Source organism: Gottfriedia acidiceleris (assembly GCF_002128425.1).
GTDB lineage: Bacteria > Bacillota > Bacilli > Bacillales > Bacillaceae_G > Gottfriedia > Gottfriedia acidiceleris.
Map to the genome: position 1 here is coordinate 315,782 of NZ_NESS01000003.1, position 25,329 is coordinate 341,110.

Annotated in this window: 30 protein-coding genes and 1 pseudogene; 4 read left to right on the forward strand and 27 right to left on the reverse strand. The window is 33.3% G+C overall.

Annotated elements, in window-relative coordinates:
• Positions 1–5: 5 nt before the first annotated feature.
• From B6K90_RS07980 to B6K90_RS08005, 6 genes are all read right to left on the reverse strand, one after another.
• Entirely contained in the window at positions 6–527 is a 522-nt protein-coding gene (locus B6K90_RS07980) for a thermonuclease family protein (RefSeq protein WP_088012203.1), read from the reverse strand.
• A 115-nt stretch (positions 528–642) separates the two neighbouring features.
• On the reverse strand, positions 643–1,575 hold the full coding sequence (locus B6K90_RS07985; RefSeq protein ID WP_088012204.1) for a DNA-3-methyladenine glycosylase family protein: 933 nt from the start codon (positions 1,573–1,575) through the stop codon (positions 643–645).
• Between the two features lie 133 nt (positions 1,576–1,708).
• Positions 1,709–2,683, reverse strand: a complete 975-nt coding sequence (locus B6K90_RS07990) for a DMT family transporter (protein WP_088012205.1) — start codon at positions 2,681–2,683, stop codon at positions 1,709–1,711.
• 75 nt (positions 2,684–2,758) lie between these two features.
• On the reverse strand, positions 2,759–2,962 hold the full coding sequence (locus B6K90_RS07995; protein WP_088012206.1) for an NUDIX hydrolase: 204 nt from the start codon (positions 2,960–2,962) through the stop codon (positions 2,759–2,761).
• Positions 2,963–3,187: 225 nt separating this feature from the next.
• Positions 3,188–4,135, reverse strand: coding sequence for a DUF1835 domain-containing protein (locus B6K90_RS08000; protein ID WP_088012207.1), 948 nt, complete (start codon positions 4,133–4,135; stop codon positions 3,188–3,190).
• A 212-nt stretch (positions 4,136–4,347) separates the two neighbouring features.
• Positions 4,348–4,476, reverse strand: a complete 129-nt coding sequence (locus B6K90_RS08005; protein ID WP_088012208.1) for a YuzL family protein — start codon at positions 4,474–4,476, stop codon at positions 4,348–4,350.
• Positions 4,477–4,579: 103 nt separating this feature from the next.
• Here B6K90_RS08005 and B6K90_RS08010 point away from each other — a divergent pair, with 103 nt between their 5' ends.
• A complete protein-coding gene (locus B6K90_RS08010; protein ID WP_088012209.1) occupies positions 4,580–4,822 on the forward strand; it encodes a YkuS family protein in 243 nt (80 codons plus the stop codon).
• Positions 4,823–4,910: 88 nt separating this feature from the next.
• Here B6K90_RS08010 and B6K90_RS08015 read toward each other — a convergent pair whose 3' ends face one another.
• The 3 genes from B6K90_RS08015 to B6K90_RS08030 form a co-directional block, all read right to left on the reverse strand.
• Positions 4,911–5,435, reverse strand: a complete 525-nt coding sequence (locus B6K90_RS08015; RefSeq protein WP_088012210.1) for a chromate transporter — start codon at positions 5,433–5,435, stop codon at positions 4,911–4,913.
• Positions 5,435–6,004, reverse strand: coding sequence for a chromate transporter (locus B6K90_RS08020; protein ID WP_088012211.1), 570 nt, complete (start codon positions 6,002–6,004; stop codon positions 5,435–5,437). Before B6K90_RS08020 ends, B6K90_RS08015 begins: the two co-directional genes overlap by 1 nt.
• 263 nt (positions 6,005–6,267) lie before the next feature.
• On the reverse strand, positions 6,268–6,612 hold the full coding sequence (locus B6K90_RS08030; RefSeq protein ID WP_088012213.1) for a 2Fe-2S iron-sulfur cluster-binding protein: 345 nt from the start codon (positions 6,610–6,612) through the stop codon (positions 6,268–6,270).
• A 184-nt stretch (positions 6,613–6,796) separates the two neighbouring features.
• On the opposite strand from B6K90_RS08030, the gene B6K90_RS08035 reads away from it, so the two are divergent.
• A complete protein-coding gene (locus tag B6K90_RS08035; protein ID WP_235821749.1) occupies positions 6,797–7,603 on the forward strand; it encodes an aspartate dehydrogenase in 807 nt (268 codons plus the stop codon).
• A gap of 142 nt (positions 7,604–7,745) precedes the next feature.
• Here the strand turns inward: B6K90_RS08035 and B6K90_RS08040 are convergent, their stop codons facing one another.
• From B6K90_RS08040 to B6K90_RS08075, 8 genes and pseudogenes are all read right to left on the reverse strand, one after another.
• Positions 7,746–8,414, reverse strand: coding sequence for a GntR family transcriptional regulator (locus B6K90_RS08040; protein ID WP_088012215.1), 669 nt, complete (start codon positions 8,412–8,414; stop codon positions 7,746–7,748).
• Positions 8,415–8,601: 187 nt separating this feature from the next.
• A pseudogene (locus B6K90_RS24120) lies at positions 8,602–9,716 on the reverse strand (RNA-guided endonuclease InsQ/TnpB family protein).
• A 472-nt stretch (positions 9,717–10,188) separates the two neighbouring features.
• On the reverse strand, positions 10,189–10,668 hold the full coding sequence (locus B6K90_RS08050) for a GlcG/HbpS family heme-binding protein (protein ID WP_088012216.1): 480 nt from the start codon (positions 10,666–10,668) through the stop codon (positions 10,189–10,191).
• A 13-nt stretch (positions 10,669–10,681) separates the two neighbouring features.
• The gene (locus B6K90_RS08055; protein WP_088012217.1) at positions 10,682–12,154 is read right to left on the reverse strand and encodes an aldehyde dehydrogenase family protein; all 1,473 of its coding nucleotides are present in this window, start codon (positions 12,152–12,154) and stop codon (positions 10,682–10,684) included.
• Between the two features lie 58 nt (positions 12,155–12,212).
• Positions 12,213–12,941, reverse strand: coding sequence for a TenA family transcriptional regulator (locus B6K90_RS08060; protein ID WP_056471818.1), 729 nt, complete (start codon positions 12,939–12,941; stop codon positions 12,213–12,215).
• Between the two features lie 218 nt (positions 12,942–13,159).
• A complete protein-coding gene (locus B6K90_RS08065) occupies positions 13,160–14,614 on the reverse strand; it encodes a hypothetical protein (RefSeq protein ID WP_088012218.1) in 1,455 nt (484 codons plus the stop codon).
• A gap of 27 nt (positions 14,615–14,641) precedes the next feature.
• A complete protein-coding gene (locus tag B6K90_RS08070; RefSeq protein WP_088012219.1) occupies positions 14,642–15,412 on the reverse strand; it encodes a creatininase family protein in 771 nt (256 codons plus the stop codon).
• Positions 15,413–15,522: 110 nt separating this feature from the next.
• Positions 15,523–15,855, reverse strand: a complete 333-nt coding sequence (locus tag B6K90_RS08075) for a 2Fe-2S iron-sulfur cluster-binding protein (protein ID WP_088012220.1) — start codon at positions 15,853–15,855, stop codon at positions 15,523–15,525.
• Between the two features lie 281 nt (positions 15,856–16,136).
• On the opposite strand from B6K90_RS08075, the gene B6K90_RS08080 reads away from it, so the two are divergent.
• Positions 16,137–16,472 (forward strand): hypothetical protein, encoded by a 336-nt coding sequence (locus B6K90_RS08080; protein WP_088012221.1) that lies wholly within the window; start codon positions 16,137–16,139, stop codon positions 16,470–16,472.
• Between the two features lie 41 nt (positions 16,473–16,513).
• Here B6K90_RS08080 and B6K90_RS08085 read toward each other — a convergent pair whose 3' ends face one another.
• Entirely contained in the window at positions 16,514–17,896 is a 1,383-nt protein-coding gene (locus B6K90_RS08085; protein WP_088012222.1) for a hypothetical protein, read from the reverse strand.
• 429 nt (positions 17,897–18,325) lie between these two features.
• On the opposite strand from B6K90_RS08085, the gene B6K90_RS08090 reads away from it, so the two are divergent.
• Positions 18,326–18,481, forward strand: a complete 156-nt coding sequence (locus B6K90_RS08090) for a DUF1540 domain-containing protein (protein ID WP_088012223.1) — start codon at positions 18,326–18,328, stop codon at positions 18,479–18,481.
• Positions 18,482–18,652: 171 nt separating this feature from the next.
• Here the strand turns inward: B6K90_RS08090 and B6K90_RS08095 are convergent, their stop codons facing one another.
• The 9 genes from B6K90_RS08095 to B6K90_RS08130 form a co-directional block, all read right to left on the reverse strand.
• Positions 18,653–18,979 (reverse strand): antibiotic biosynthesis monooxygenase family protein, encoded by a 327-nt coding sequence (locus tag B6K90_RS08095; protein ID WP_088012224.1) that lies wholly within the window; start codon positions 18,977–18,979, stop codon positions 18,653–18,655.
• A gap of 111 nt (positions 18,980–19,090) precedes the next feature.
• The gene (locus tag B6K90_RS23675; RefSeq protein WP_167555311.1) at positions 19,091–19,228 is read right to left on the reverse strand and encodes a hypothetical protein; all 138 of its coding nucleotides are present in this window, start codon (positions 19,226–19,228) and stop codon (positions 19,091–19,093) included.
• Positions 19,229–19,352: 124 nt separating this feature from the next.
• Positions 19,353–20,513 carry an MFS transporter gene (locus B6K90_RS08100; protein ID WP_088012225.1) on the reverse strand — a complete coding sequence of 387 codons (1,161 nt, stop codon included), beginning with the start codon at positions 20,511–20,513 and terminating at the stop codon, positions 19,353–19,355.
• Positions 20,514–20,638: 125 nt separating this feature from the next.
• On the reverse strand, positions 20,639–21,010 hold the full coding sequence (locus tag B6K90_RS08105) for an ArsR/SmtB family transcription factor (protein ID WP_088012226.1): 372 nt from the start codon (positions 21,008–21,010) through the stop codon (positions 20,639–20,641).
• Positions 21,010–21,435, reverse strand: coding sequence for an SRPBCC family protein (locus B6K90_RS08110; protein ID WP_088012227.1), 426 nt, complete (start codon positions 21,433–21,435; stop codon positions 21,010–21,012). Before B6K90_RS08110 ends, B6K90_RS08105 begins: the two co-directional genes overlap by 1 nt.
• 136 nt (positions 21,436–21,571) lie before the next feature.
• Positions 21,572–22,144, reverse strand: a complete 573-nt coding sequence (locus B6K90_RS08115) for a GNAT family N-acetyltransferase (RefSeq protein ID WP_088012228.1) — start codon at positions 22,142–22,144, stop codon at positions 21,572–21,574.
• Positions 22,145–22,268: 124 nt separating this feature from the next.
• Positions 22,269–22,559 carry a hypothetical protein gene (locus B6K90_RS08120; RefSeq protein WP_088012229.1) on the reverse strand — a complete coding sequence of 97 codons (291 nt, stop codon included), beginning with the start codon at positions 22,557–22,559 and terminating at the stop codon, positions 22,269–22,271.
• A gap of 193 nt (positions 22,560–22,752) precedes the next feature.
• A complete protein-coding gene (locus tag B6K90_RS08125; RefSeq protein ID WP_088012230.1) occupies positions 22,753–23,946 on the reverse strand; it encodes a CapA family protein in 1,194 nt (397 codons plus the stop codon).
• Positions 23,947–24,284: 338 nt separating this feature from the next.
• Positions 24,285–25,322 carry a hypothetical protein gene (locus B6K90_RS08130; RefSeq protein WP_088012231.1) on the reverse strand — a complete coding sequence of 346 codons (1,038 nt, stop codon included), beginning with the start codon at positions 25,320–25,322 and terminating at the stop codon, positions 24,285–24,287.
• Positions 25,323–25,329 lie beyond the last annotated feature (7 nt).

The window sequence follows — 25,329 nt, forward strand, 5'->3', positions numbered from 1 at the left end:
AAATACTATTTCTTACTGTTAGACGAATTTTTTGTTGTTGTTTGATTCGCTTTATTTTTGCTCCATAAACCAACACCCTGCTGCCTGGCAGTTGCTTGTAAACTTCTTAGCTCTGATTCATAGGAATAATTACCATAATCATAAAATTTTTCAACATAGCCTTTTTTTATGATTTCTTTTTGAATTAGACTACCATCAATCCAAACCCATGCCAGTGTTCGATTATATTTATCCTTTTTAGGTCCATCATACTCAAGCTGAATTGTTTTTGCATTTTTTAATAGATTACATGTATATGCTGAAGCTTCTTTTCCATATGGCTCAATCGTTCTTGTACTTTCTGGCGTATCAATATATAAGAATCTCGTTGTTCCAACTTCTGTAAATTTGGCAGTATCGCCATCAATACATTTTATAAGCTCAACTGTAATTTTTGAATCAGATTCAGTATTAACTGATGCTGTTGGCTGTGAACACCCACTAAGTCCAATCATAGCCATTACAATTAATAAAATAAGTCCTTTCATGTTGATCCCCCAATTATTCTTGTTACTTCACATTATTTTAACAATAAAAACCAATTATGTATCGAAAAATAGAGGGATTTTTCATTTTTAGTGGACTTTGCTTTGTATTACTTATCTAGGAATATAATGATCTCCATAAATAAAACGTTACATAAGCTTCCCAGCCCTTCCATTTTGTAGCCATTTTTTTAATTTCTTCAATTGAAGGTTTTTTCGCTAATGATAGTTGATTTTTTAATGCATTATGTATTCCTACATCGGCAATTGGAAACGCAGATTTTTCATGTAAACATTTCATTAAAACGTAATCAGCAGTCCAGTTTCCAACACCTCGAATTTCTAATAGCTTAGTTAACTTTTTCTCGTATGAATCTAAACGATTTAAAGATTCTTTTGAAATGAATCCTTCTGTCATTAATTTTGCGATCCCAATCACGTATTCAGCTTTTCGTGTCGTAAATTTCAGACTAGTTAAATCGGAAACTTCAAGTTTAGAGATTACATCCGGAGTTGGAAATAACCAAAAAATTTCATCCTTCCATCTAAAGCTTTCTCCATATTTTTCAACAAAACTTCTTTTTAAAGAAAATGCAAATGTTAAATTGATTTGTTGGCCCATAATTGCCCATGTAAATGCTTCAAATAAATCCGGAATTCCAATTACGCGAAGTCCAAAATGCTGTTCAATTAACAACTGTAGCATTTGATTATCATTACTTAATTGATAGAACTTGGTTAGGTCTCTGTTTAAATCAAATAAATCCCAAATAAATGCTGCTGCATCTACTTTTATTTCATCATTCGGATTTTGGTCAGGAAATTCGATTAATAATTGGTTATGATTACTACTTACTTTTAGTAAGATTAGTTTATTTTCTATTTTAATAAGCTTAAAAAAATACTCCCCTTTAACTTGATGGAGTACTTCATTCTTCGACTGTGCTAAAAATACTAAACATTCTTTAAAACTAAAATCTTTTGGTGTTAAGATGGATATTGAATTCTTATTTTTATCTATTACATGTGATTCAGTGAATTCTTTATTCATATTAATCACCTCTCCCTGCTAATTAGTTATTCATAAAGTACATACTATCAATTTTTATTACATCTATGTTCCCTAAAAACTTGAATCAAAATATATTTAATAATTTTTCTACAATCTCACTCCAATACCCTTTTTATAAGTTAACAGTTTCCTTATCCTGCTGTACAGACTTTCCCCTCTGCGATAGATAGCTATGTAAGATCATGCCGATCATAATAATAATCATACCAATCCAAGAAATAATTGATGGAGATGCTGATGATAAGATGATCATTTCACCAATTACTGTGAATAATACTTCCATGGATTGGGTTGCTTCTACAGCTCCTAATTTTTGCATATTTCCCCTTACTAAATCAGTAGCTTGAAAAAATAATACAGTAGCAATCACGCCTGATGAGATCGCTACAATTAATGATTGTGAAATTTGGTTTTGACTTGGTAGTCCTTCAGTATATAAACCATAGATTGATAGGATGATCCAAAACGGTAAACTTGCTAATGTCATTCCTAAAACGCGTTGATATACATCCAGCTTTCCATCACATATTTCCATCATTTTTCGATTGCCAAGTGGGTATGCAAATGAGGCAATAATAACTGGTAAAATCCCCGTTATAACTGTTGAAATAGCTATTTTTGTAGCTAGCTCAACCTGCATTAATAAAATACCAAATATGATTAGTAAAGACATTCCTAATCCTTTAAAAGGAATTTTTCCACGTACCTTTCGGGCTCCATTTGATGTTTGAATTGAAATCAAGAAAAATGGTGCTAATAGTGACCCAGATAAAATTGTGATCTGCCACGAACTAGCTATGAGCCATCCTGGAGAGTAAACTGATGAAAGACAAATTGGTGCATAAAACAAACCGAATCCAATTGTTGACCATAAAATCCAACTTTTTAATTTCCCTTTCATTTCTTTCAATAGTTCATATAAATTTCTTCTAGAGATAACAATGATTAATAAAAAAGGTACCATAAAAAAGTATCTTAAGGATGCGCTCCAAATCCAACTTCCACCGGATAATTCCATTGAGCGATTTAAAATAAATGTGATTGAAAAGAAAAATGCTGCTAATACTCCTAATAATATCGGGCGCATATTACCACCTCTATAATGATTTCAATTATCTTTTACGATAAAATGATTTTTGGTTGGAACTTCCTTTAATTTTGTTCACAAAAATTCTGGGTATAATTCGATTTCTTCAAGATTCTCTAAACTTACCCATTTAAAAATTAGTCGATTTCCTTCAATACCATAAAATGGTTCATTCATTGACCTAGTAGGCTTGTACTCAGATTCTATTTTATAGTAATGACCTACTTCGTGAATATCATTTCCTTTATAAGTAAAGAAATTTTCTACTGTCCACATCATCTGATCAATCTCAACTTCTATTCCTAATTCTTAAGGTGAACTCCCTTCTTAAGCTTATAATTGATTCTTCATTGAATTTTATTCTACCACTAGGTAAAGACCAAACTGTTTCACTTTCCAGTGATGAACTAGGACATGCCCATTTTCAATCCAAATACCTGCTACCCTTAAATTAAAAACTTTGTTCTTTGATTTAAATACAACATCCATTATTATTAAATGACCTTAAATGTTATTTTTAAATGCTTTTTCAACTAAATGAACCCCTCCAACCCACCAGTCTATTCCAATTAAATTCATTCGATTTGCTTTCCCCGTTAGTACGTCTAATCCCCATCTAGTTATTTCAATTTTTGCTTTTGGGTTATGTTGTTTATAACTTGGTAAATTACTGTCACTACTTATTAAAGGGTGATCACCTTTCATTAATTCATTTAAAATTGCTGCGAAATATAAATCACTTAATCCATCATTTGTTCTTTGTCTTACGAGTTTATTAAATAGTTCTCCAAATGAGTTAATACCATCATGTATCATTGATAATGCTAAAAACTCAACTTCATTTAATCCATTCTGTTGAGAAGGAAAATATGTCTTATGGCTTAATAAAGCTTGTTTTAAAAACGGTAGCGCATGACATTTTTGAATAAACTCATTAAGTTCATCTTTTTTATCTGAACAATAAGCTTTCCATCCTGCACAAGCTTCTTCTATTTGTTCGTTTGTAATTTCCTGTTTAGTTGGAAGTAATTCGATTAATTGTTCTGATGATAATTGACCTAATCCATGAAAAGGTACAATTCCCTCATATTCATTTATACTAACCATCGAAATTTTTTGAAAACCAAGTGCCGATAATTCCGATAATAAATAAAGTATTGTCACCTGATCGTATCGATCATGTTCGAACCATAGTACAACTTCCTCAGAACGGGATAATTCGTTTAATAATTCATATTGTTTTCGGCAATTTTCAATAAAAAAACTCAAAGGAATTTGTAGCTTTTGTTCAAAAAACTCTGCTCTTCTTTTATATGTTTCATCTAAAGTCCACTCATTACTAAGAGGCCCAAAATCATACATTTCTCTCCATACAATCATATTACCATTTAAAGACTTTATTTTTCCTCCAACCACATCACCATTTACAATATGATTCATCTGTTCATTCATCTACTTTCTCAATTAGTTTAAATAAAAAGAAAATACATTACTCCATAATTGATGTAATGTATTATAACAAGATTATTTAATTAAGTTCTTAATTCTTCTTAACAATCGTAGATTCCTCTTACATATATTAATATTTTTATCATAATCAAAAGCCACCTATATAAAATAGGTGGCGAAACTTGTCTTATAAAATAGGGTATTTCAGTCTTTAGTTAATCTCTTTTTTGTTTTTTTCTACTTGAAGACATTTCAACACCAGTTTCAGATGTAGTAGTCCCTTGACCTTGTACATTTGGTGACCCTAAGCCCACTCTAGATGGATCTTTTTTAGTTTTTCCCATATTAAACACCTCCATCTTTACTTTTTCTAAACTTAAACTTCTTTATTCAAAGAATATTTTTCCTGTAAATTGCAAATCTTATATTTCTGAGGAGGTGTTTTTCATGGCTAGAATCGGAGTAGAACAATCTTTAACAAATGTTCAAGAAGCATTACGTTCAGCGGGACACGATGTTGTTGAATTAAAACAAGAATCTGATGCAAATGGTTGCGATTGCTGCGTAGTAACAGGACTTGATTCAAATGTAATGGGAATGCAAAATGTGGCTACACAAGGATCAGTAATCGAGGCAAGTGGCTTAACGGCTGATCAAGTTTGTCAACAAGTTGAAAGTAGATTACAATAACAAATTAAAAGCGCTGCAAATTTATACTTTCTTAATGTGCAAAAAAGGGTAAGCAAATTCAATGAAATTTGCTTACCCTTTTTTCTAATTATAAATTTAATCCACCGTACAATAAAGCTCCCATTACAATAAAAGCTGGGTGTAGCTTTACTTTCTCCATTAATATGTAACTAATTAATCCTAAAAATAAAAATTGTCCAATACCAATTTGAAAATATGAATCATGAAATGAATTATAAGCCATCACGCCAAGTAAAACTGCGATTGTTGGCTTGACATAAAGAGTCATTCGCTTAACTTGGATCGAATGACGATATTTATACAAAATTCCCATTAAAGTCAGCATGAGGATTAATGACGGTGCAACTGTAGCGAATACAGCCAAAACTGAACCTAGTATACCACCTTCATGAAATCCGATATACCCTGCCATTTTCGTAGCAATCGGTCCTGGCAGTGAGTTCCCCATAGCAAGAGTCTCATTAAATTCTTGATGCGTAAGCCATCCTCTGCTGACGACTTCTTTTTGAATAAGAGGAATAGTTGCAGGGCCTCCTCCATACCCTAAAATATTAGCAACAAAAAACGCCCAGAAAATGTTCCAATATACCATTATGCAGACAGTCCTTTTGATTTTTTACCTTCAATTGATTTGGTTGGCTTAACTACCGCAAATAACAGAAGCCCACCAATAATAAATCCAGGATGTATATGAAAATATTGCATTAAAACAATTCCTACCAAAATATGTCCGATTGTAAAGGGCCATTTTAGCCCCTTGACGGAAGCTTCTACAAATTGCCAAGTTAACACAGCAAGCATGACTCCAACTACCGGAACGATCGCTTTAGTCATCCCTTGTACCCATTTTAGATCTTTAAATGTCACTAGAGTTGTCAATAAGATGACCATTAAAATAATCGTCGGTAGAATCGTTGCAACAATTGCATTAATCATTCCAATTTTACCGCCAACTTTGAACCCAATATATCCTGCCATTTTTGTATTAATCGGTCCTGGCAGTGTGTTTCCAATAGCGAGCACATCTCCGAATTCTTCGTCATTCATCCATTTAAAACGTTCAACCACTTCTTTATGTACTAAAGGAATGGTCGATGGTCCACCTCCGTATCCAAGCATACTGCTTCTGAAAAAGGCGATAAAGATGTTTAACTGTTTCATAAAATCCATCCCTTTAGTTTATCTTTCTTTTAGTTTGCAATAAGGCAAGAGCATTTCACACATTTGCCACATGGTTTTTTCTTAACTCGATTAGGTTGATTGACCATATTCATTAAAAGCGATGTCTCCTCATTACAAAAAGAGCATGTCTCATTAGTTTGAGCTATTTGAATTTGAGGCATTTCTACTAACTTTAAGGCTTCTTTCATATGTTTGTCGCATACTAACAACATATCATTCACTCCCGCTCTTAAAATTGGATTTTATGGTGTTGATGTCACTTTCTTTTTCGGATGATCTAATTTTCGTTTTTTCACTTGATCTGTTACATCTTCATTCCATGAAATCGTTACATCTTCGTCGGTAATGAAAGCTTGGCATCCTAAACGAAATCCTTTGCTTAACCATTCTTCACCAAGTTTTCGACGCTCCTGCACTTTTATATGATCAACAGTACCCTCTTCAATTTTACAAACGCAGGATCCACAAACGCCTCCACCACATCGATTTGGTAGTTCTCCATCAAATCGAAGAGACATTCGTAAAATATTGGAGTTTTCCGGTACTTCTAATACTTTTCCACTAGTAGCAAAATTTAGTTTCGGCATAATTTAAATCCTCCTCTTTATCTCTTTGGTATACAATATACCATATTTACAATTTTCTGACAATATAATAATTACATATATAAAGCTATTTTTCTAAATTTATATTACTCTATTTGTTTTTATATACCGGTCTGATATAATATTTTGTATACCAAATACGTCTTAATTTTCAAAATATGGGGTGATGAATGTGCTTACTATCGGATTAATCGGATATGGAGCGATTGGACAGGATATTGTCAAATATATAAACGAAGGCAAGGCCGGGGATGTATTATTAAAGGCGATTCTAGTACGAAGAAAAGATCAATACGAATCGCATATAAGCGATTTATTTTACGAAAATGAAGAGGCTTTTTTCGGATTGGGATTGGATATTATTATCGAAGCTGCAGGTCATGAAGCTGTCTACAAGTATGGGAAAAAGACACTATCTTCTAATTGTGATTTTGTCATCGCTTCTGTAGGTGCACTTGCAGATGATGCATTATTAGCAGAACTAGAAACTGCTGCAAAGCTTACTAACAGCAAGATCATCATTCCTTCTGCAGCAATTGCTGGATTGGATCGTGTTGCTGCTTCAATGTTACAAAGCGTTGATGAAGTGAAACTTGTAACTAGAAAACCTCCGAGTGCTTGGCGAGGAACAATTGCAGAGGAAAAGGTAGATTTAGACAACGTTAAAGAGCCATTTTGCATTTATAGTGGTGTTGCTAGAGAATCTTCTAAGCTTTTTCCGGAAAGCACGAATGTTTCAGCAATCTTGAGTCTTGCTGGAATCGGATTTGATAAAACAAAAGTTCAAGTATATGTGGATCCAAGCATAACCAGTAATACACACCAAATTTTTGTAAAAGGATTTTTTGGTGAAATGGAAGTAAAGGTGCAAAATATTCCTTCTGCTACTAATCCAAAGACGGGGTATATTGTAGCAATGAGTATTTGTAATACTTTAAAAAATAGAACGTCCTCTATCGTAATTGGGATCTAGAATTTCCGCTTATACTATTTGTGAAATACGAAACTTACTTTCTTCGCTAAAAATAAAAAGCCCCTTTAGTCTAGACAATCTAACAGTCAAACTAAATGAGGCTTTTTATATTAAAAGGGATTAAAATATGTCCAGACTATGTTTACGTTGTTTTTTCTTTTCTTTTTTCTATGTAGTTCATGTACGCACGTCTAGAATTTTCGATATGAATTTTCGTTAAATACTCTGACATTTCTATTTCTTTATTTCGTACTGCTTTCATGATCTCAATATGTTCCCTCAAAGATTCCTTACGTCTTCCAGGCGTTTCGTACCCCATATTAGCAGACATATGGATATAATCTGTTAAGCCAGATAAAATTTCAAATAACTTTGGACTTCTTGCTGCCTTATATAATAGGAGATTCATTTCGATATGTTCGTTCTCGAAGGTTTCGTCTGAATGTTCTTCAATATAAAGAAGCTCTTCGATTTTCTGATCAAACTCTTTTTGAATTTCATCCGTCATTTTTTTTGCAGCTAATTTTGCTGCTAACACTTCTAGTGAAGATAAAATCGTAAACACTTCCATAATGTCTTCATCAGAAATATTCGAAACGATAACACCTTTACGCGGAACCGTTTTCACAAACCCTTGCGATTCTAAGCGGAATAAAGCTTCTCTAATAGGTGTTCGGCTAATATTTAGCTTTATAGCAAGCTCCCGTTCAATTAAGCGATCACCTGGCTTATAATGCCCCTCTAAAATCAATTCTTTTAAATATCTATACGCATGTTCGCGGATTGAAAGAAAATTAGTTTCTATATCCATTCCATTCACCTGCCGTTGCCAAAAACTTATAAAAATCAATACATAACGTATTTTTATAGATTTCGTTTATTTCCCTTTTCCACGTGTCCGATTTTGCCTAGTTAGGCTACTTTCGTTTGGTATAATACTCCAAGGGCGTAAATTCGGATACAACAAATCCTACATATCAGTAATAACATTCTAAGTGTCAGATTACTAATATATATCGTGACAAGTTAATCGCTGCGTTTAAATCTCGAACGATTTCATGACCGCATTCACATCTGAAATATCGGTTTGATAGTCTTAAATCATTTTTTTATTTCCACAACTATAACACGTTTTAGAAGATGGGTACCATTTATCAGCTTCAACAAATTCAATGCCATATTTTTCACATTTATATTGAATTTGGCGTTTGAATTTACATAAACACTGCTTCGCGATCGCTTTTGAAAGGTGCTTATTCTTCATCATTCCCTTGAAATTTATATTTTCCATTACAATGCGATAAGGTTTGGTTTTCACGATCTCGCTCGTGGATTGATGAAGATGGTTTAGCCTGATATTTGACAACCTTCTATAGAATTGTTGTATCTTCTTTTCGATTTTTATAATATTGCATGTTTTGACGAAACGGTGTCCCTCCTTATTCATTTCATATTTACGAGAAACTTGACGATGCAACCTACGTAGGCGTTTCTCTACTCTTCTCACAGTGCTTGTTTTGTTAATATTTTTCTTCTTGGTTCCATCTGAACATACGGCTAAATCTTTTATCCCCACATCAATACCAAGTGAGACATTTGTCAGTTCCACTATTGGTTTTGATTTTTCAACCCCAACAGATATATACCAGTATTTCCCATCATAGCTAATTCTGGGATTATAGTATTTTTTATCTTATATACATTCAGAAACTATAACCCAACCGACTTTGTCAATCAACACTTTCTTTCCTTTTACTTTCAACTTCACATTATCGTTATAAAAGGATGGTTTTGATTTTCTTTTACTTTTGAACCGTGGTTTTTCTGCTAACCCTCTAAAAAACTTTTCATACGCATTACAAAGATCTTTTATCGCTTGTTTTGTAATATTATTCGATACTTCATATATCCAAGAGAATTCATCAATTTGTTTTAAACCAGTCAATTCTTTACTTAACAGGTCATCAGAAATAAACTTCCCACTGTTTTTATAACTTTCTTCTTGCTTAGCCAATGCCCAGTTATAAGCCCATCTGGCAGTTCCCACTGATTTCCATAATTGTGTTTCTTGTTCTTTAGTTGGTCTTAATCTTACTTTTTTCGCAAGTATCAATGTTTTATTCACATTATTAAGAGTTTGTTCAGTTCCACTTATCGAATCAGTTTTCAAATTACTCACCTCATGTATATATATACACAATTAGTAATTTGCATTTAGAACAAATTGTGAAATTTTTATAAATTTAAATTAACTGTTGTTAACCTCCTAATTCTTGCCTATTTTAAAATAGTGTAACACCATTTTTTCAAAAGTAAATTAATATTTCTATTATATTATCTTTTATTAGACTAATCGAGCATAAGTAATGAAATACCTATCTTTCATCCTTACACAAGGAACTTTGCTATGTAAATTATTAATAGTCCTTTGATCTCTATTATCTTTCTTTTATAAGTAAATCTTCTTATAGCTAACTACTTTTATTGCCTTTAAATAAAAACTTTAATCCCAGTTAGTTTACTATTCAAATGTTTGTAAACCAAAAAAGGCGATGTAGGAACAACACCTAACCGCCTCCAAAATATTATTTTTTAATGTCTGCATCAGTCACAACTTCATAACCGTCATTTGAAAGGAACTCTTGCAATGCTTGTAAAGCAGCTGTTCCAACCGCTGTATCCTGCTCTCCATTTCCACCGCTGATCCCCACGCCACCAATGACTTCCCCATTTACTACAATTGGAAAACCGCCAACAAAAATTGCAAATTTTCCATTTAGCATATGTTGTATTCCAAATGCTTCATTTCCAGGTAGGGCTGGTCCATTTGGTTCTGTATTAAATAAATGAGTCGAGCGTTTATGCCCAGCTGCCGTATATGCTTTAGCAATTGCAATTTCAGGCCCAGTAATACGAGCACCATTCATTCGTTCAAGTGCAATGACATATCCTCCGTCATCTACTATTGCAATCGTCTCCGGAACGTTGATATCTTCTGATTTTTTCTTAGCAGCTTCAATCATTACTTTTGCTTCATCTAGTTCTAATTTTAATATTTTTTTCATTTAAAATCCTCCTTTAGTAACCGATATAGACTGTTTTTATTTGTGTAAAGAATTCAAGTCCAACTCTGCCTGATTCGCGGAATGTAGATGTACTAGAGCGTTTTACTCCACCAAACGGAGCATTCATCAAATTACCTGTCGTTGTACGATTTACTTTAACTGTCCCTGCTTGAACATCTTTTGTAAATTGATGAGCGAGTTTCAAATTATTAGTAATAATCGATGCAGATAAACCATATTCAACATCGTTAGCAATTAAAACGGCTTCTTCATAACTTTCAACTTCAATCACAGCAACTACTGGGCCGAAAATCTCTTCTTTAGCAATGCGCATATCTGACTTTACATTCGTAAAGATAGCCGGTTCAATATAGTAGCCGTTTTCGTATTTTCCATACGCAAGCTGCCTGCCTCCATATTCAAGAGTAGCCCCTTCTTCTTTACCAATTTCTATATACTTCAGCACGTTTTTTAACTGCTTTTCGTTTGCTAGAGGTCCAATAATAACACCTTCGTCAAAGCCGTCGCCAATTTTTAAAGCACTTGTTTTTTCCACTAATTTCTGAACAAATTGTTCCCTTACTTCCTTCATTACAATTACACGACTAGTGCCTGTACATGCTTGACCAGTAAGGTGAAAGCCCCCATTCACGGTTAGATTAACTGCCAAATCAACATCTGCGTCATCCATTACAATTAAAGGATTTTTTCCACCAAGCTCCATTTGTGTTCTTGTAGTAAAGGATGTGTTTTTATGAATATGTTCCCCTGCACTAGTAGATCCAGTAAAAGTAACTCCTCGTATAGCAGGATGTTTAACTAAAATATCCCCGATATCGGACGAACTTCCTGTTACAAAGTTGATAACTCCTTTTGGTATACCAGCTTCATGAAGCGCCTCAACAAGTCGAAATGCAATTAAAGGTGTATCAGATGAAGGTTTGAAAACAACTGTATTTCCAGTAATTAATGCTGGAGCAATCTTTCTTGATGGTATAGATAATGGAAAATTCCATGGTGTAATGACTGAAATAACACCAAGAGGCTCCCTTTCTGTTGTGACTCTCATATTTGGATCATCGTTCGGGAAAGTTTCCCCCGTAAAGCTTTGTCCCTCTATTGCATAAAAACGAAGCGTTTCCGCTGAGCGAAGCACTTCCTGTTTGGCCGCGCTTATCACTTTTCCTTCTTCTCGTGTTAATTCTTCAGCTAGTTGTTCCACTCTCTGTTCAAGTATTGCTGCCGCATTATTTAAAATAGCTGCACGTTTAGATGGTGGAGTTTGTGCCCAGGCAGGAAAAGCCTCGCTTGCTGCATCAATTGCTTGAATCACGTCTTGTTCTGTAGATGCCTGAAATGTACCGACAATATCTTCCTTATTAGAAGGGTTTACGCTTTGGAACGTTTTATTATCTACTGACTCGACCCAACTTCCAGATATGTAATTTTTATAAGTTTCTAGTTTAGTAGTTAGCAAATTTATCATCCTTTCTGAACAAGATGGCAGTTCCCTAGTCGGAAACTGCCATTTTATTTTCTAATTATTATGCTTGTACTAGAGCACCTAAATCCTTTTCAAGATATTCTCTCCATAAGCCATCCATATACATTCGACGCATTTTTGCACCAGTACGAACTACTTCTAAGCAACGTTGTTGTAACTCTGGAGTATCAGCATGATCAAGTACAATTTTGTATCCACGCTCTCCGTGAATTTCATCTGATACGATGTGTAAGTCGAAGAATTCAATCTCCTCATCTGTAAAGTTGTACTTCTCACGTAATGCTGGAGTTTGCTTACGATAAATGTCTGGAACTTGAGATTCAAGTCCTACAACTAATGCTGCAGTTGCCACTACGAAGTTTTCACGTGCTGCTACCGCAAAACACCAGCTTTGTAATCCAAGCGTTGTAGGTGCCATATTGTTAGGATCTAATACACGCTCACGAGTTGTTCCGCAAGCTTCTGCAAATCGAATTAATAAGTCTGTATGGCGATCTCCAGCGATTTCTTCTTCGTACATATTTTGTAATGTGAAATCTTTTGCATCTTCATATTTTGGTAAGTTTGGAGTGTTGTGGTAGATATAAGCTAAGTAATCTGCAAAAGGTCCAACATAATGGTAATGATTTTCAGCCCAGCGAGCGAAGTGACTACGCTCTAATTTTCCTTCAGCCCATGCTACAGTAAAAGGCGCTTTTTGGCTATGGTTCCCTTTAATCGCTTCTTCTAACTCCTTACGAAACTCATCTTTAGATAATAATCTAGTCATCCTAACTCCTCCTCCAATATGTTTATGTAGTTTAATAGTTTAGTTGAAAAATCGAAGTATACCAAATCACTTAAAACACCTATAAAAACTACTAAATAAGAGTGATTATTTGTATTTTGTATTTGGTATACCAACTAACCTTATAGTAACCCATTGATTTTTGTTTGTAAATACTTTTTATTAAATTTTCTAATTTTTCTAAATTCTAAAAAAGTGCTCTACCATATAACGAGAGCGACAATGGTAGAGACTATTAGACCTGTAACAACAGGAAATAAGTTTTTCCTAGCTAACTCTAAAACATTCACACCACAAAAACTAGCAACCGCTACCAATGACGACCACGCAATTAACGTTCCACCACCTGTCCACACAGATCCCATTTGTCCGATTGCTCCTAGCGTTCCAGGTTCCATACCAACTCCAGGTGCCAATGCTCCTGATAAAGCGCCAACTAGCGGTAATCCAGAAAATCCTGAACCTTCTAACCCAGTAATCGCTCCAGTAATTAATAGACCAAACGCCGTTAAAACCGAATTATGTGGAATGATCGATTGACCAGCCTGAACTAAATCAACTAAGAACGCTGGCTTTGCTACATTTTCTCCTAAGGAAAAAATAGTACCGCTAAAGTCCGAGCTGCCTAAGAAGAAGAATGCTGCAATCGGAATAACTGGTCCCATTGCACGAAATGCAAATACAAATCCTTCTGTAATATGCTCACTAATTTTATCAAGTGCTTGTAAACGACGGAACGCTACACATGTTACGACCAACAACATAGTCGCAACACCACCGATAAATGCTGCACCGTCTCCTCCTTCAAAACCACTCATTTTGCCATTACCGATTTTCGTTGAAAACATAAATATGATAACTGCTAGTAATGATAGTGGGACTAATACAGCAAATATTTTCCCCCATTTTTCACGCTCTCTATCATCTACTGTAACTTCTGTTGCAGCAGCTATTTCATTTGCGGAAGCATTTTTGTTTATAAGAGACTGTAAATGTTGCAATGAAGCTTCACTTTCTGATTTACCGATCGATTTTCGTTCAGTAAAGTACGTAATCGCGATTGCAACTCCTCCTGTAATTAAAGAAAGAATCAAGACTTTACCTGACACAGCTGACGTTTGAATACCAGCAGCTTTTGCAGTAAGCATTGGGGCAATCTGCATAATATAGTCTGAAGATAATGCCATACCTTGCCCTGCAATTGAGACAACCATGGCACATGCAATTGGCGACAAACCAGCACGAATAGCCGCAGGTACTAATAACGTACAAATAAGCGGAACGGCAGGAGTAGGCCAGAAGAATAAAGAAATGACGTATGTGACAACTAATAGAACCGCAAAAGCAATATGCCCGTTTTTCATCACCTTTTGCATCGGAGCAATCATTCTTTCATCTGCTCCAGTATCTTTTAACGAATGTAATAAAGCTACCATAAAAGTGATGATTAAAAAGATGGTAAATAGCTCCTTTGCTGCTACAAGGTTTGCGTTGAACAAAGCTTGAAATCCACCAACAACTGAACCTTTATAAGCAACAGAAACAAGAAAGGTTCCAATAATAGTAGGCAATACAACCCCTTTTCGAAACAACATAGTCACAATTACAACAAGTGTCATGATACCATAAAGCCAGTGAGCAACAGTTAAATCCATAAACCCCACCCTCTCATTTATAGGTACTTACAACTTACATTCTTCTTCTAGATGTAATAGCATTTGGAGTTCGTTTGAAAGGTTTTCGAGTGCTTCACCTACAATCTTTTCCCCTATTTCGAAACTTGCTTTCGTTGCATCTCCAATGCAACCATTAGTCGTCATTTCTTCGTATCGATAAAACCCTTGAATAGCTTTACCAGGTCGTAGCTGCTTCCATCTACCTTCGTTTTGGATGCTTCCTTTAGTAATTTTATTTTGTCTAATTAAGTGAGGAGCCAAGTAAAGTGCTTCTGACACTTCTCGTTCACAGCTGTGACCGAACAATGGCGAGTGAATAGATTCTGAGATTGATAGTTTAGCAGAAGCTGTCGTTTTGGCATAATAAATCTCTGCATCTAGCTCTTCTGACAACATAGTACTGGCAACATTTAAAGTTGACTGATTACCACCGTGAGAGTTTAAAAATAAAAATTTTTGAATACCATGATGTTTAAGAGATACGATCATATCTTTTAAAATTGCTATAAGCGTAGTCGGTTGCAATGAAATGGTTCCTGGAAAGTTCAAATGATGCTGCGAGACTCCCATATTGACAGTAGGCGTTACGATTACATGAGGATACATTTTTTCAGCTAATTTCTCAGCCATTTTCTCAGCTAGTACAGCATCACAGCTTTCAACCATGTGAGGGCCATGCTGTTCATGTGCACCGATTGGAATTATTGCTAGTTTTACAGTATGTAATGCATCCTTTACTTCTTCCCAAGTCATCTCAGTTAACAAATATGATTTCATATTTTCACCCCCTTTCATAGTTGTATCCGCTTACAAAAGATTCTGATTTTGATATGAATTCAACGATTAAATTAGAGAGGTATTTTGTATACCTAGATGTTACAAAAAAATTACTGTGCATTTACTGGCTTTGCAACTTTAGTTATTGGAACGTTTATATTTTCTTGTGATATGACAATATCTTCTTTGATCGTTAACTGACAGCATAATCGAATGCCTTCTTCAACCTTTTCACCTAGCATTTTCTGCTCTTTCCAGTTTGGCGGATCAAGCTTTTCTGCCCCTTCTAGCACTCTACATGCACATTTTGTACATTTTCCCATCCCGCACCCATATTTCAGTTTTGGGAATTGACGGATGCCTGCCAACACTACTAAATTTGCGTTATCACGGACTTCCTGCTCAATAATTTCTCCTTCTACATGCAAGCGTACTTTTGGCATATGTATACCTCCAATGTAATTTTCTTAAAATTAAAAAAATTTACTCTGATTATAATTCGAATTTTTTAGAAAGTAAACACTATTATTCATTTGGAAATCTTTAACATAAAATACTTTGTCTATTCATACAAACTTTTTCTTACAAACGTTCATTGTTTTTATTAAAAATTCAGAAAATTATATTGATTAATATTTTTTTCTGTATTACACTATGAATAGAAATTTGGTATACAAAATACCTTATGCTCAAAACTACATATTTAGATGAGGAGTGTGCAAAGATGGGTAAGTATATTGTATTGACGAATAAAGACACGTTTCAAACTATTGTAGATAACGAGGGATTAAAGGCAATCGAAACATACCACTTTTATTTTTTTAACGAACTGAAAGCTAAATACACAATTGCCGAAGTGTTAGATGACAATATTAAAATTAAACTTTACGAAAAGTATGAAGGAAAAGAATATGTGAATGATATTCGCGTAAAGTTCTTTGAGACATTTGAAACGATTGAAGCAGCACAAGAAGAATTATATGAAATAGTAAAAGCTCAAGGAAACAGCGAAGACTCCCAGCATTCAAAATTAGTAAAGTCGGACGTACTAACTGTATAGATTACATAGAAATAGCACTGATCCAGTGCTATTTCTTAATTTTATAAATAAAAAAGCCACTCTAAACCAAACAAATAAAGCATAACAATGAGTAAATAACTAATTGTATATGGAATATTCCAATTCGATACTTTAAAGGAGTTCTCTTTAACGATACTCGACATTAATCCGATTGTCGCATTGTATGGCCCTACTAGAAATGCAGAAATGGCTCCGGCAAGTAATGACACGGTTAAAATATACGGTGAAATACCTAAGCTTTGAGGATCAAGCGCTTCTGCCATTAACGTCAAAGTTACTGCGGGATGAAGTCCTGTAAACGCAAATATTAATGGAATTAATGGTAATAAAATTAAAAATATCTCTGGTCCTACAATATCTTTAAAATGAGTGACTGCTATATTTACAGTTTCGTTTATATTCGTACCTTTTACTACGGAAATAAAAAAGCCAGCTGACAAAAAGATAAAAAATTGGTCTTTCATTTTAAAGGAATAGGAATGAAAATATTCTTTTAAATTATGTAAAAATGCTTTTTGTTGTTTAATGAGTATAGACCAACAAAGTGCAAATGGGATCACTAAAATTGATACAATAATAACAAAAGAATACGAAAAAAGATGTTCTGCAAATGAAATGATGAGATTGAATAGAAGTATAGCTATGAAAATATGAAAAACTCTCCCTTGTGTACCCACTTCTTCTAGTGAAGCAGCAGTTTCATCTTCTACTAAATCATTTCTATGTCCTTTCGTAACATTTTTACGTGAATTCCTTGACGCCAATGCCCAGTCTAATACAATCCCTAATATACTCAACGGTAATACATAGGGCAAAATAGATACCCATCTTACCCCAGTTACGCCAATTACAATACCTACGATTGGTGTAATAGGAGCCCATAGAAGTGGCATCGCAAATCCATGGGTAATGGCTCGACTCATAAATCGATCTTCTTTTTTTATAGAAAAAAGACTTAAGGATGGTTGAATAGAATAGTATGTCATCGGTAAGGTTGCCAAATTCATAAACATACTTAAAAAGTAAGATATTCCCGATGTCATTATGTACAACTGACCGGATGTTTTTACTTTCTTCTGTATAATCTTTTGAATGCCTTTTGCATAGCCACCTAGTTTAACCGGAAAACCTAATATTGGTATTAAAGCAAACAAAGTAAGCAAATCCAGCATTGGACCGAATGAAAGGATATACTCTTTTATACTGGCATTGCTTCTCCAAAGAAGAATGAATCCTATTAGTAAAAAAATACTTCCTATTGTTCGAACGAGCGATTTAACAGTAAACATCGTATAAAGAACAATAAAGACACATAAAGAAGAAATAAAAAATTGTAAATCCCAATGAAACAAAGAGGATAATAAATATAAAAAGATTACTAATCCAAACACATACTTCAACATCGTATCACCATCCTCCTCTTAACTTTGGTATACCAAAGTATACTAATTAGTATGATTTACAAGAAATTATACCATAAATACTTAGTTTTGGTATACAATTTTACCTTTTTCCATTTTCCACTTGGAAAGTTAGGCATAAATTATAGGTGAAAACATGTTGAGCTTTTCTTTTAATTTATTTTAAACTTTATGAAATTAAATTTGTTTAAAAGGATGAGCACCAATCTAAATACGGTTTTAAAAGTTATTATATTCAAATTCCAATGTGTTTAACCAATTTTGGAGTGCACAATTCTAAAAAACCTTACCAGATTTCGATAAGGTTTTTAACAGTTTCTCTCTTGAATTAATTAACATTTAAAAAAGAGATTATGTATGTATCAATCCCTTTATTAATGTTAATGATAAAATTAAGGGAGGTGTCTTATAATGGCAAAAGATGTACTTTGCGAAGTTGATAACTGTAAATATTGGGCTTCTGGAAACAAATGTAGTGCTGATTCCATTTATGTTGTGAGCCATAAAGGGAAACAAGCTAAAAACAATGCTGAAACAGATTGTAAAACATTTGAAGCAGGAATGTAACGATCTTAAGGGTAACCTACTTAGAAGGTTGCCCTTTCTTATTTATAGTATTGATAATAACTATCATTTTCATTCAAATTTATTCCAATTATTTTATATTTTTTACATCTAAACCACCTAAAGTATTAAATCTAGAATCAAATTCAATCATAATCTTTGTATGTTCTTTGACTACATTTCAAAAAAATTATCTCTTTCAACTTTACACACTCTTAATGCAAATGAATCATACCATTCTTTTTTTCCACGTTCTTGAGCAACTTTGTGCGCTGCGTGCTCTTTCCATGTCTTAATAGCATCCAATGATTCCCAATAAGAAACCGTTATCCCCATTTCCTGATCACGAGCGCTTTCCACTCCTAAGAATCCTTGTTGACTCGAAGCTAATTCAACCATTTTTTCAGACATCTTACTATAACCATTATCCCCATCTGTTCTTGTAGAACAAAATATTACTGCATAATATGGAGGCTTTGGCGTTTTTGCAAAAGAACTCATTTTTATCCCTCCTTTTTCTATTCATCATATTTGATTAAAGCGTTAAATAACATAGACAATTTCAAAAAATACAAATAAAAAAGCGATACTAAAATGTATCGCTTTCACATCTTACTCAAAAATATAAGGATTTCCGCTTATGTTAATTCTCATTTCTTCTGTTACTTGAAAATCCTCTTGTTGAAAATTTTGTTCAAATGTTTCTTCATTAATTCCGCTGCCATCATAATGTGTTAGTTTATTTTCCATAAAAATCACCTTCTAATTAATATAAGTTTTATGCCGTAAAACTTTATTATTAGTATGTCCATTTCTGAAAAATAAATTATAAAAAACGATGCAACTCCAATCGCATCGTTTTCTTTTTTGTATATTAATTTGTACTTGCTTTCACTTTATTTGTTTGAACAAAAGAGTAAATTGCAGAAAATAAAGCAAAAATAACAATAATTCCTCCTACTAATGCGTTCATTGTTACTGAATACTGAGTAATTAGAATCCCACCTATACTAGAACCTAAAGCAATGCCCGTATGAGAAAAGGAGTTGTTTAATCCGACTTGAATATCAGCCGAATCTTTTGCCACTTTTGCTAGACTATCTTGAACTGCTGGACTAATTGACCAAGACACAGTACCCCAAAGAACAACTATAATAAATAGGCTAATGATTGAACTAGGAGCGAATGTTAAAGTTAAAATAGAAATAGCTAATAACCCTAAATTAAACACGATTGTTTTGCTTCCACCAAATTTATCAGTAGACCAACCACCTAACCATCCACCTAAAATTCCTGCCATACCAAATACTAATAAAGCAATACTGATCATATTTGTAGATATTCCCATCGTTTTCATTAAGTATGGTGTAAAGTAAGTATAAATTGTAAAATGTCCTGTTAATTGTAAAAAAGAAATTAGTTGAATTGATAAAATACTTTTATTTTTAAGTGTTGCTACTTGTTTAAGCAAAGGAATTGTAGGCTGACCTTTAACTTTCGGTAAGAATTTATAAATCCCTAACATAGCTAATAAGCTTAATAAACCGACTAAAACAAATGTCATTCTCCAGCCGAAATTTTCTCCAATTACCGTACCTAACGGGACACCAAAAACTAGAGACGAACTGATACCCATAAAAATAACTCCAATTGCTCTACCTCTAATTTCAGTAGAAACGATGTTTGCTGCAGTCGTTATTGAAACAACAATTACAATTGAGCAACTTGCCGCAAGTATAATTCGAGCGATTAATAATACAGTGAAATTCGGACTAATAATAGAAAGAATATTTCCAAAGAAAAATACTGTTAATGCAATTAATAGTAATTTTTTACGTTCCATTTTTGAAGTGATCGCAATAAAAATAGGAGCTCCAAATGCAAATACTACTGAAAAAATTGAAACTAGTTGACCAACCGCACCAACTGTAACATGTAAATCACCTGCAATCATTGACAGTAAACCGGTAATAATAAACTCAACGGTTCCTGCGACAAATGTTGCAATAGCTAAAATATATATACCTTTATGCATTGCTTAACCCCTCAAGTATGATCCTATTTATTCATAATAATTTTTTGCCACATTAGTTTATTATATAGATATAATTAAAAATGTCTATGCAAAAAAAAACGAACCTTCTTAAGATTCGTTTTGAATTACTCTTCATTATTGGCTTTATTTGATTTAACTAGTTTTATACTTTGGTCTTCATTATTTTCAACGAGATGCTGTAAGATGGACAATTTATTTGCCCAAAATTGCTCGTAATATGATAACCATTGTTTAATCTCTAAAAATGCTTCTGGTTGTAGTCTGTATCTTCTTTCTCTGCCAACTTTTCTTCCGCTAATTAATTCAGCTTCAGAAAGTATATGGAGATGTTTTGCAATTGCTGTTCGACTCATCGGAAAATTACTTGAAATCTCTGAAATTGGCAATTCATTATTAGCTAATAATTTAAGTACTTCTCTTCTAGTAGGATCGGCAATCGCTTGAAATACGTCATATTTTTGTGCAGAGCTTGACACTAGTTTTCAACAACCTTTTTAAGTTTTTGAACAATACCAGCCCAACCACCATTCATATTGTCGCGGACAATACCACTTTTTTGGTTTGGTTTTGGAAGAATTTCGTCAGCTGTTTTCCAACCACTATGAATTAACGTAAATTCAGTTTGATCTCCTAAATCTTTTAAATTAAAAGAAACTACCCATCCATCAACATCCCATGTAAACGATACTCGATTTGGTTCGTCAATTTCTAAAACTTTACAAGGTGATGGACCAAATGGACCTTGCAAATGAAACTCGTGACCTACGACTGGTTTAAAGTCATTTGGCATGAACCATGCAGAAATACCTTCCGATGTTGATACGACATCCCAGACCTTTTGAATTGGTGCATTGTATATTAGAGTTTGTTTAATATCTTCAACTTGGTTTTGTACGCCCATTTTTACCCTTCTTTCAAGTTAATATAAAACCTTTTGGTTCTATTTAAAATTATATACAACCTTTTGGTTTTATGTCAATCTAATTATGCGTACTTATTTTTTCCTTAAGTTATTAAATTATGATTAAAGCTTATCTTTACTTTTCGTGCTTAAAAATACTTATGTAATAATCATTTTCAGGGAAATCACCTAATTGCTTTAAGCCATAATTTTGATAAAATTGCTTTAGTTTATCATTTCCAGCCCAACAATCTAAATAAATTGATACCCGCTCAGTATAAAACTCGTTTTCCACTATAAATCCAAAATTTTCATACAGACGAATCGCTCTTTTATTAAACTTAGCAACTGTTAATCTAAATGTGGAAAGATTAGTCGTCTTATGTATTTCTTCAAGAATGAACTTAAAAAATTCACTCCCAATACCTTTCCCGGTTAAATCTGGTCTAACTCCTAATCCAATATCGGCCATCCTTTTTTCATAAACACCAAACTCATTCCCTTTTGGTACTTGAGCTGAATGACCAATACAATAAAAGCCAATTAAGTTCTCATCTTGGTTAATAACTGCTAAATGCTGATTATTTAATAATTCATCTATTCCTTCTTTGTTTAATTCATTATTATAAAAATCGTAAGGGGGCGCATAACTCCATTTAAGAATTTCAGTAGCATATGACTCTGTCATTTTTCTAATGTATAATTTCATAAATTCTCCTCATTTATCTAATTTTTAAAACTGAAAAATAAAAAGCATTACCCATTTTAATAGAGTAATGCTAAATTTACATTTCGGTCTATCTAAATTAAATAGGCTGAACAAGCTAATAAATTTACGAAGCTACTCTATTCCTAACAAAAAAGAATACTCCGATATTAATTAAAAATATTCCTAAAAATGCTGTTAATAATAACTGAACACCTGTAATCACACTTGCGTTATCACTAGCATTAAGGATCCACCAAATACTCGCAATGCCTAAGATGAATAGGTTAATATTAAATGCAATTGACATTGTAGCTAATACATTGTTTGTTTTATTTTGCATTTTAACTTCTAACCAAACAGATAAAATCAAGGATACGAAAATAATACTAAGGAATGCAATAAACTGTAGATTCATTCTTATTCCTCCTAAATTTTATTTGGCAATCAACTTACTATTAGGTTATTCTTTTGATTCGTTATAAAAGAAGAAATTCCTTCCAAAAAATAGCATTATCATTTCAAATAAGGACTTGTACCTATAAATTTCGGTCTGAAAATTCACCATTTATAAAAAAAGAGCAGCCGTCTAAGGTTGCTCTCTTTTCTATTTATTTTTCATATTGAGTCCAACTAGATCCATGTATCTTATTTGAAACATTAATTATTTTCTTCTTAATTCTTACAGCTTCTGGTCCTTTTAAAAATAATGGCTGATAATTATTTCGGCTAGATACTGAAGAAATTGAAAATGGAACAATTCTTATTTCTTTTTGATTTGTGAGTACTCCATTAGTCAGATGAAAAGTTTGTTGGAAGACAAATGTATCTTTATCTTTTGGATTTTTATTTCCTCCAAACATAAAATTCCCTAAACTATATACAATAAATTTCCCTTTATATTCTTCGATTCCTTGTACAACATGAGGGTGATGACCAACTATTAAATCCGCTCCATGGTCGATTGCATAATGCGCTAAATTCTTTTGAGTACTATTCGGTACATAGTCTCGCTCGATTCCCCAATGGAAATGGATTAAAATAATTTTTACACCATTTTTTCTTAAATTTTGTATATCATTATTGATTTTAATCCTTAAGTCAGGAGAATCATTCCATCCTTCATAACCAAGTGCAGCAACTTTAACACCTTTAATTGTTGTTACGTATTTGTCGTTATAGCCAAAATAACCTATTTTCTCCTTTTTCAAATTGTTAATTGTATCTACAAAGCCTTTTTGCAAGTAATCATGACTATGGTTGTTTGCTAAATTGACCGCTTCTATTCCACTTAAAGTTAATATTTTTGCATAAGAAGGATTCCCTTTAAAGCGGAATGTTTTAGTTGCTCTTATTTTTGCATTCGTTAACGTCGTTTCTAAATTAACAGTTGATAAATCATCTTGTTGAAAGATATTATTTAACCCTTTTGTAAAATAAGCTAATCCATTTTTATTTGCTTCTGCTGGAAAAGAATTAATATATTGGAAATCCTCATCTGATCCAAGTGTAAAATCGCCAGCTGCACTAATTTTAATAGTCGTTTCGATGTTTTCTGGTTTTGCAGTATTGTTATTTTCTGGCTTTTGAACTGGCGACTCTGTGGCTGGCTCTTTAATCGGTTTTGGTTTTTCTATTATTTTATTTTTAGTCTCGTTTTTTACTAAATTGCTTTCTTCATAAACTTTCTTATAAACAAAATAACTAAATCCCGATATACAACCAAATAGAGCTAAAATCATAATCCATATAAATACTTTTTTACTATTTCTTTTTTCAGTATTTTTATCCTTCCGACTCCTCATATGTTTTTATTTCTCCTTTTAATATCTTTGCTAGAAATATATTTTCGATTATTGGTTAAATAAAAAAATTCTATTTCTTTTAGTACGGATACCTGAGCCTCCCCTTACTACATTTAGACAAAGATTTTACATAAAATCGCTCAAAATATTGATAAAGAAAACTCTTCGGCTGACGGACCTCTTAGACGAAGACAGAAGCGTAGTTGCACTTATACTTTATTCCTAAAAATAGCTACAACGCCTTATTACGACTTCTCGGTGCTAATTTATAATCTCCTAAAGTGAAAAAAGAGAAAGTGAGCTATTCTCTCACTTTCTATAGAAGAAACTCTTTCGTTTTAATTTTTCAACGTTAATACATATGTCACAAATTCATTTAGATTTTCTTTTATCATCACTTTAGACACCAATATTTTTTTACCGGATGGACTCCAAGTAATTGGCCCAGCAATCTCGTCTAAATCAGTCGATAATTGTGTTATCTTTCTAGATTTGACATCGATCACGAATAATCCTCTTTCTCCCTTATCTTCCGAAATTACGGAAAAAGCTAATGTTTTGGAATTTGGCGACCAACCTGCACCGAAAATTTGAGTTCCAGTAGCTAGAGAGACAGTTTTTCTTCCCTTTTCATCTGTAATTAACAACTCTCTTTTGGTTGGCGCAATTTTTCTAACAATAACAAATTGCTTTTGATCTGGAGATGGAATAACCCATTCCACTTTTTGCTCGTTATATTTTTTTCTTATTAAATTAACTTTATCAGAGTTAGCATCAATGTTTTTTACTTGTCCATTTAGATCGGCTGAATACATCTTGTGAAATAATGTTGAATAGATGATTGTATGATTGTCGATCCATCGTCCTTCTGTTGCGAATGCATAAATAGTATCCGGCTCTGACACTTTAACCTTCCCAGTACCTTCAGAATTTATTAGATAACCTGTACCAGTATTTCCATCCTCTGTTTGCTTATAGAAAATATGCTTTTTATCAGGTGAAATAACGGCCCCTACTTGATCATGCTCCTCACTTGCTAGTACTTTCGATTTGTTCGTATTTAGATCATATGAGAATAAATTAATGTGATAAGTGTAGTCACCATTATCTGTCATAACAGATTTTGGTAAACTCGTATTTTTTTGTTCGGTTAAAATCGTATGATCATTCAACCAATCTGTCCCACGAATACCTTCATAGCGATCTATTTTCTCAAGGGCTAATTCGTTAGTTACAACCTCTTCATTTCCAGTTAATACGGTTATTTTTTTATGTTTTTTTTCAATTACTATATCTTCATTTTGACTTTGACATCCAGATATTAATAGAAATGTACTAACTAGAAAAAATACTTTAATCACACTCTTCCTAAACATCACATCA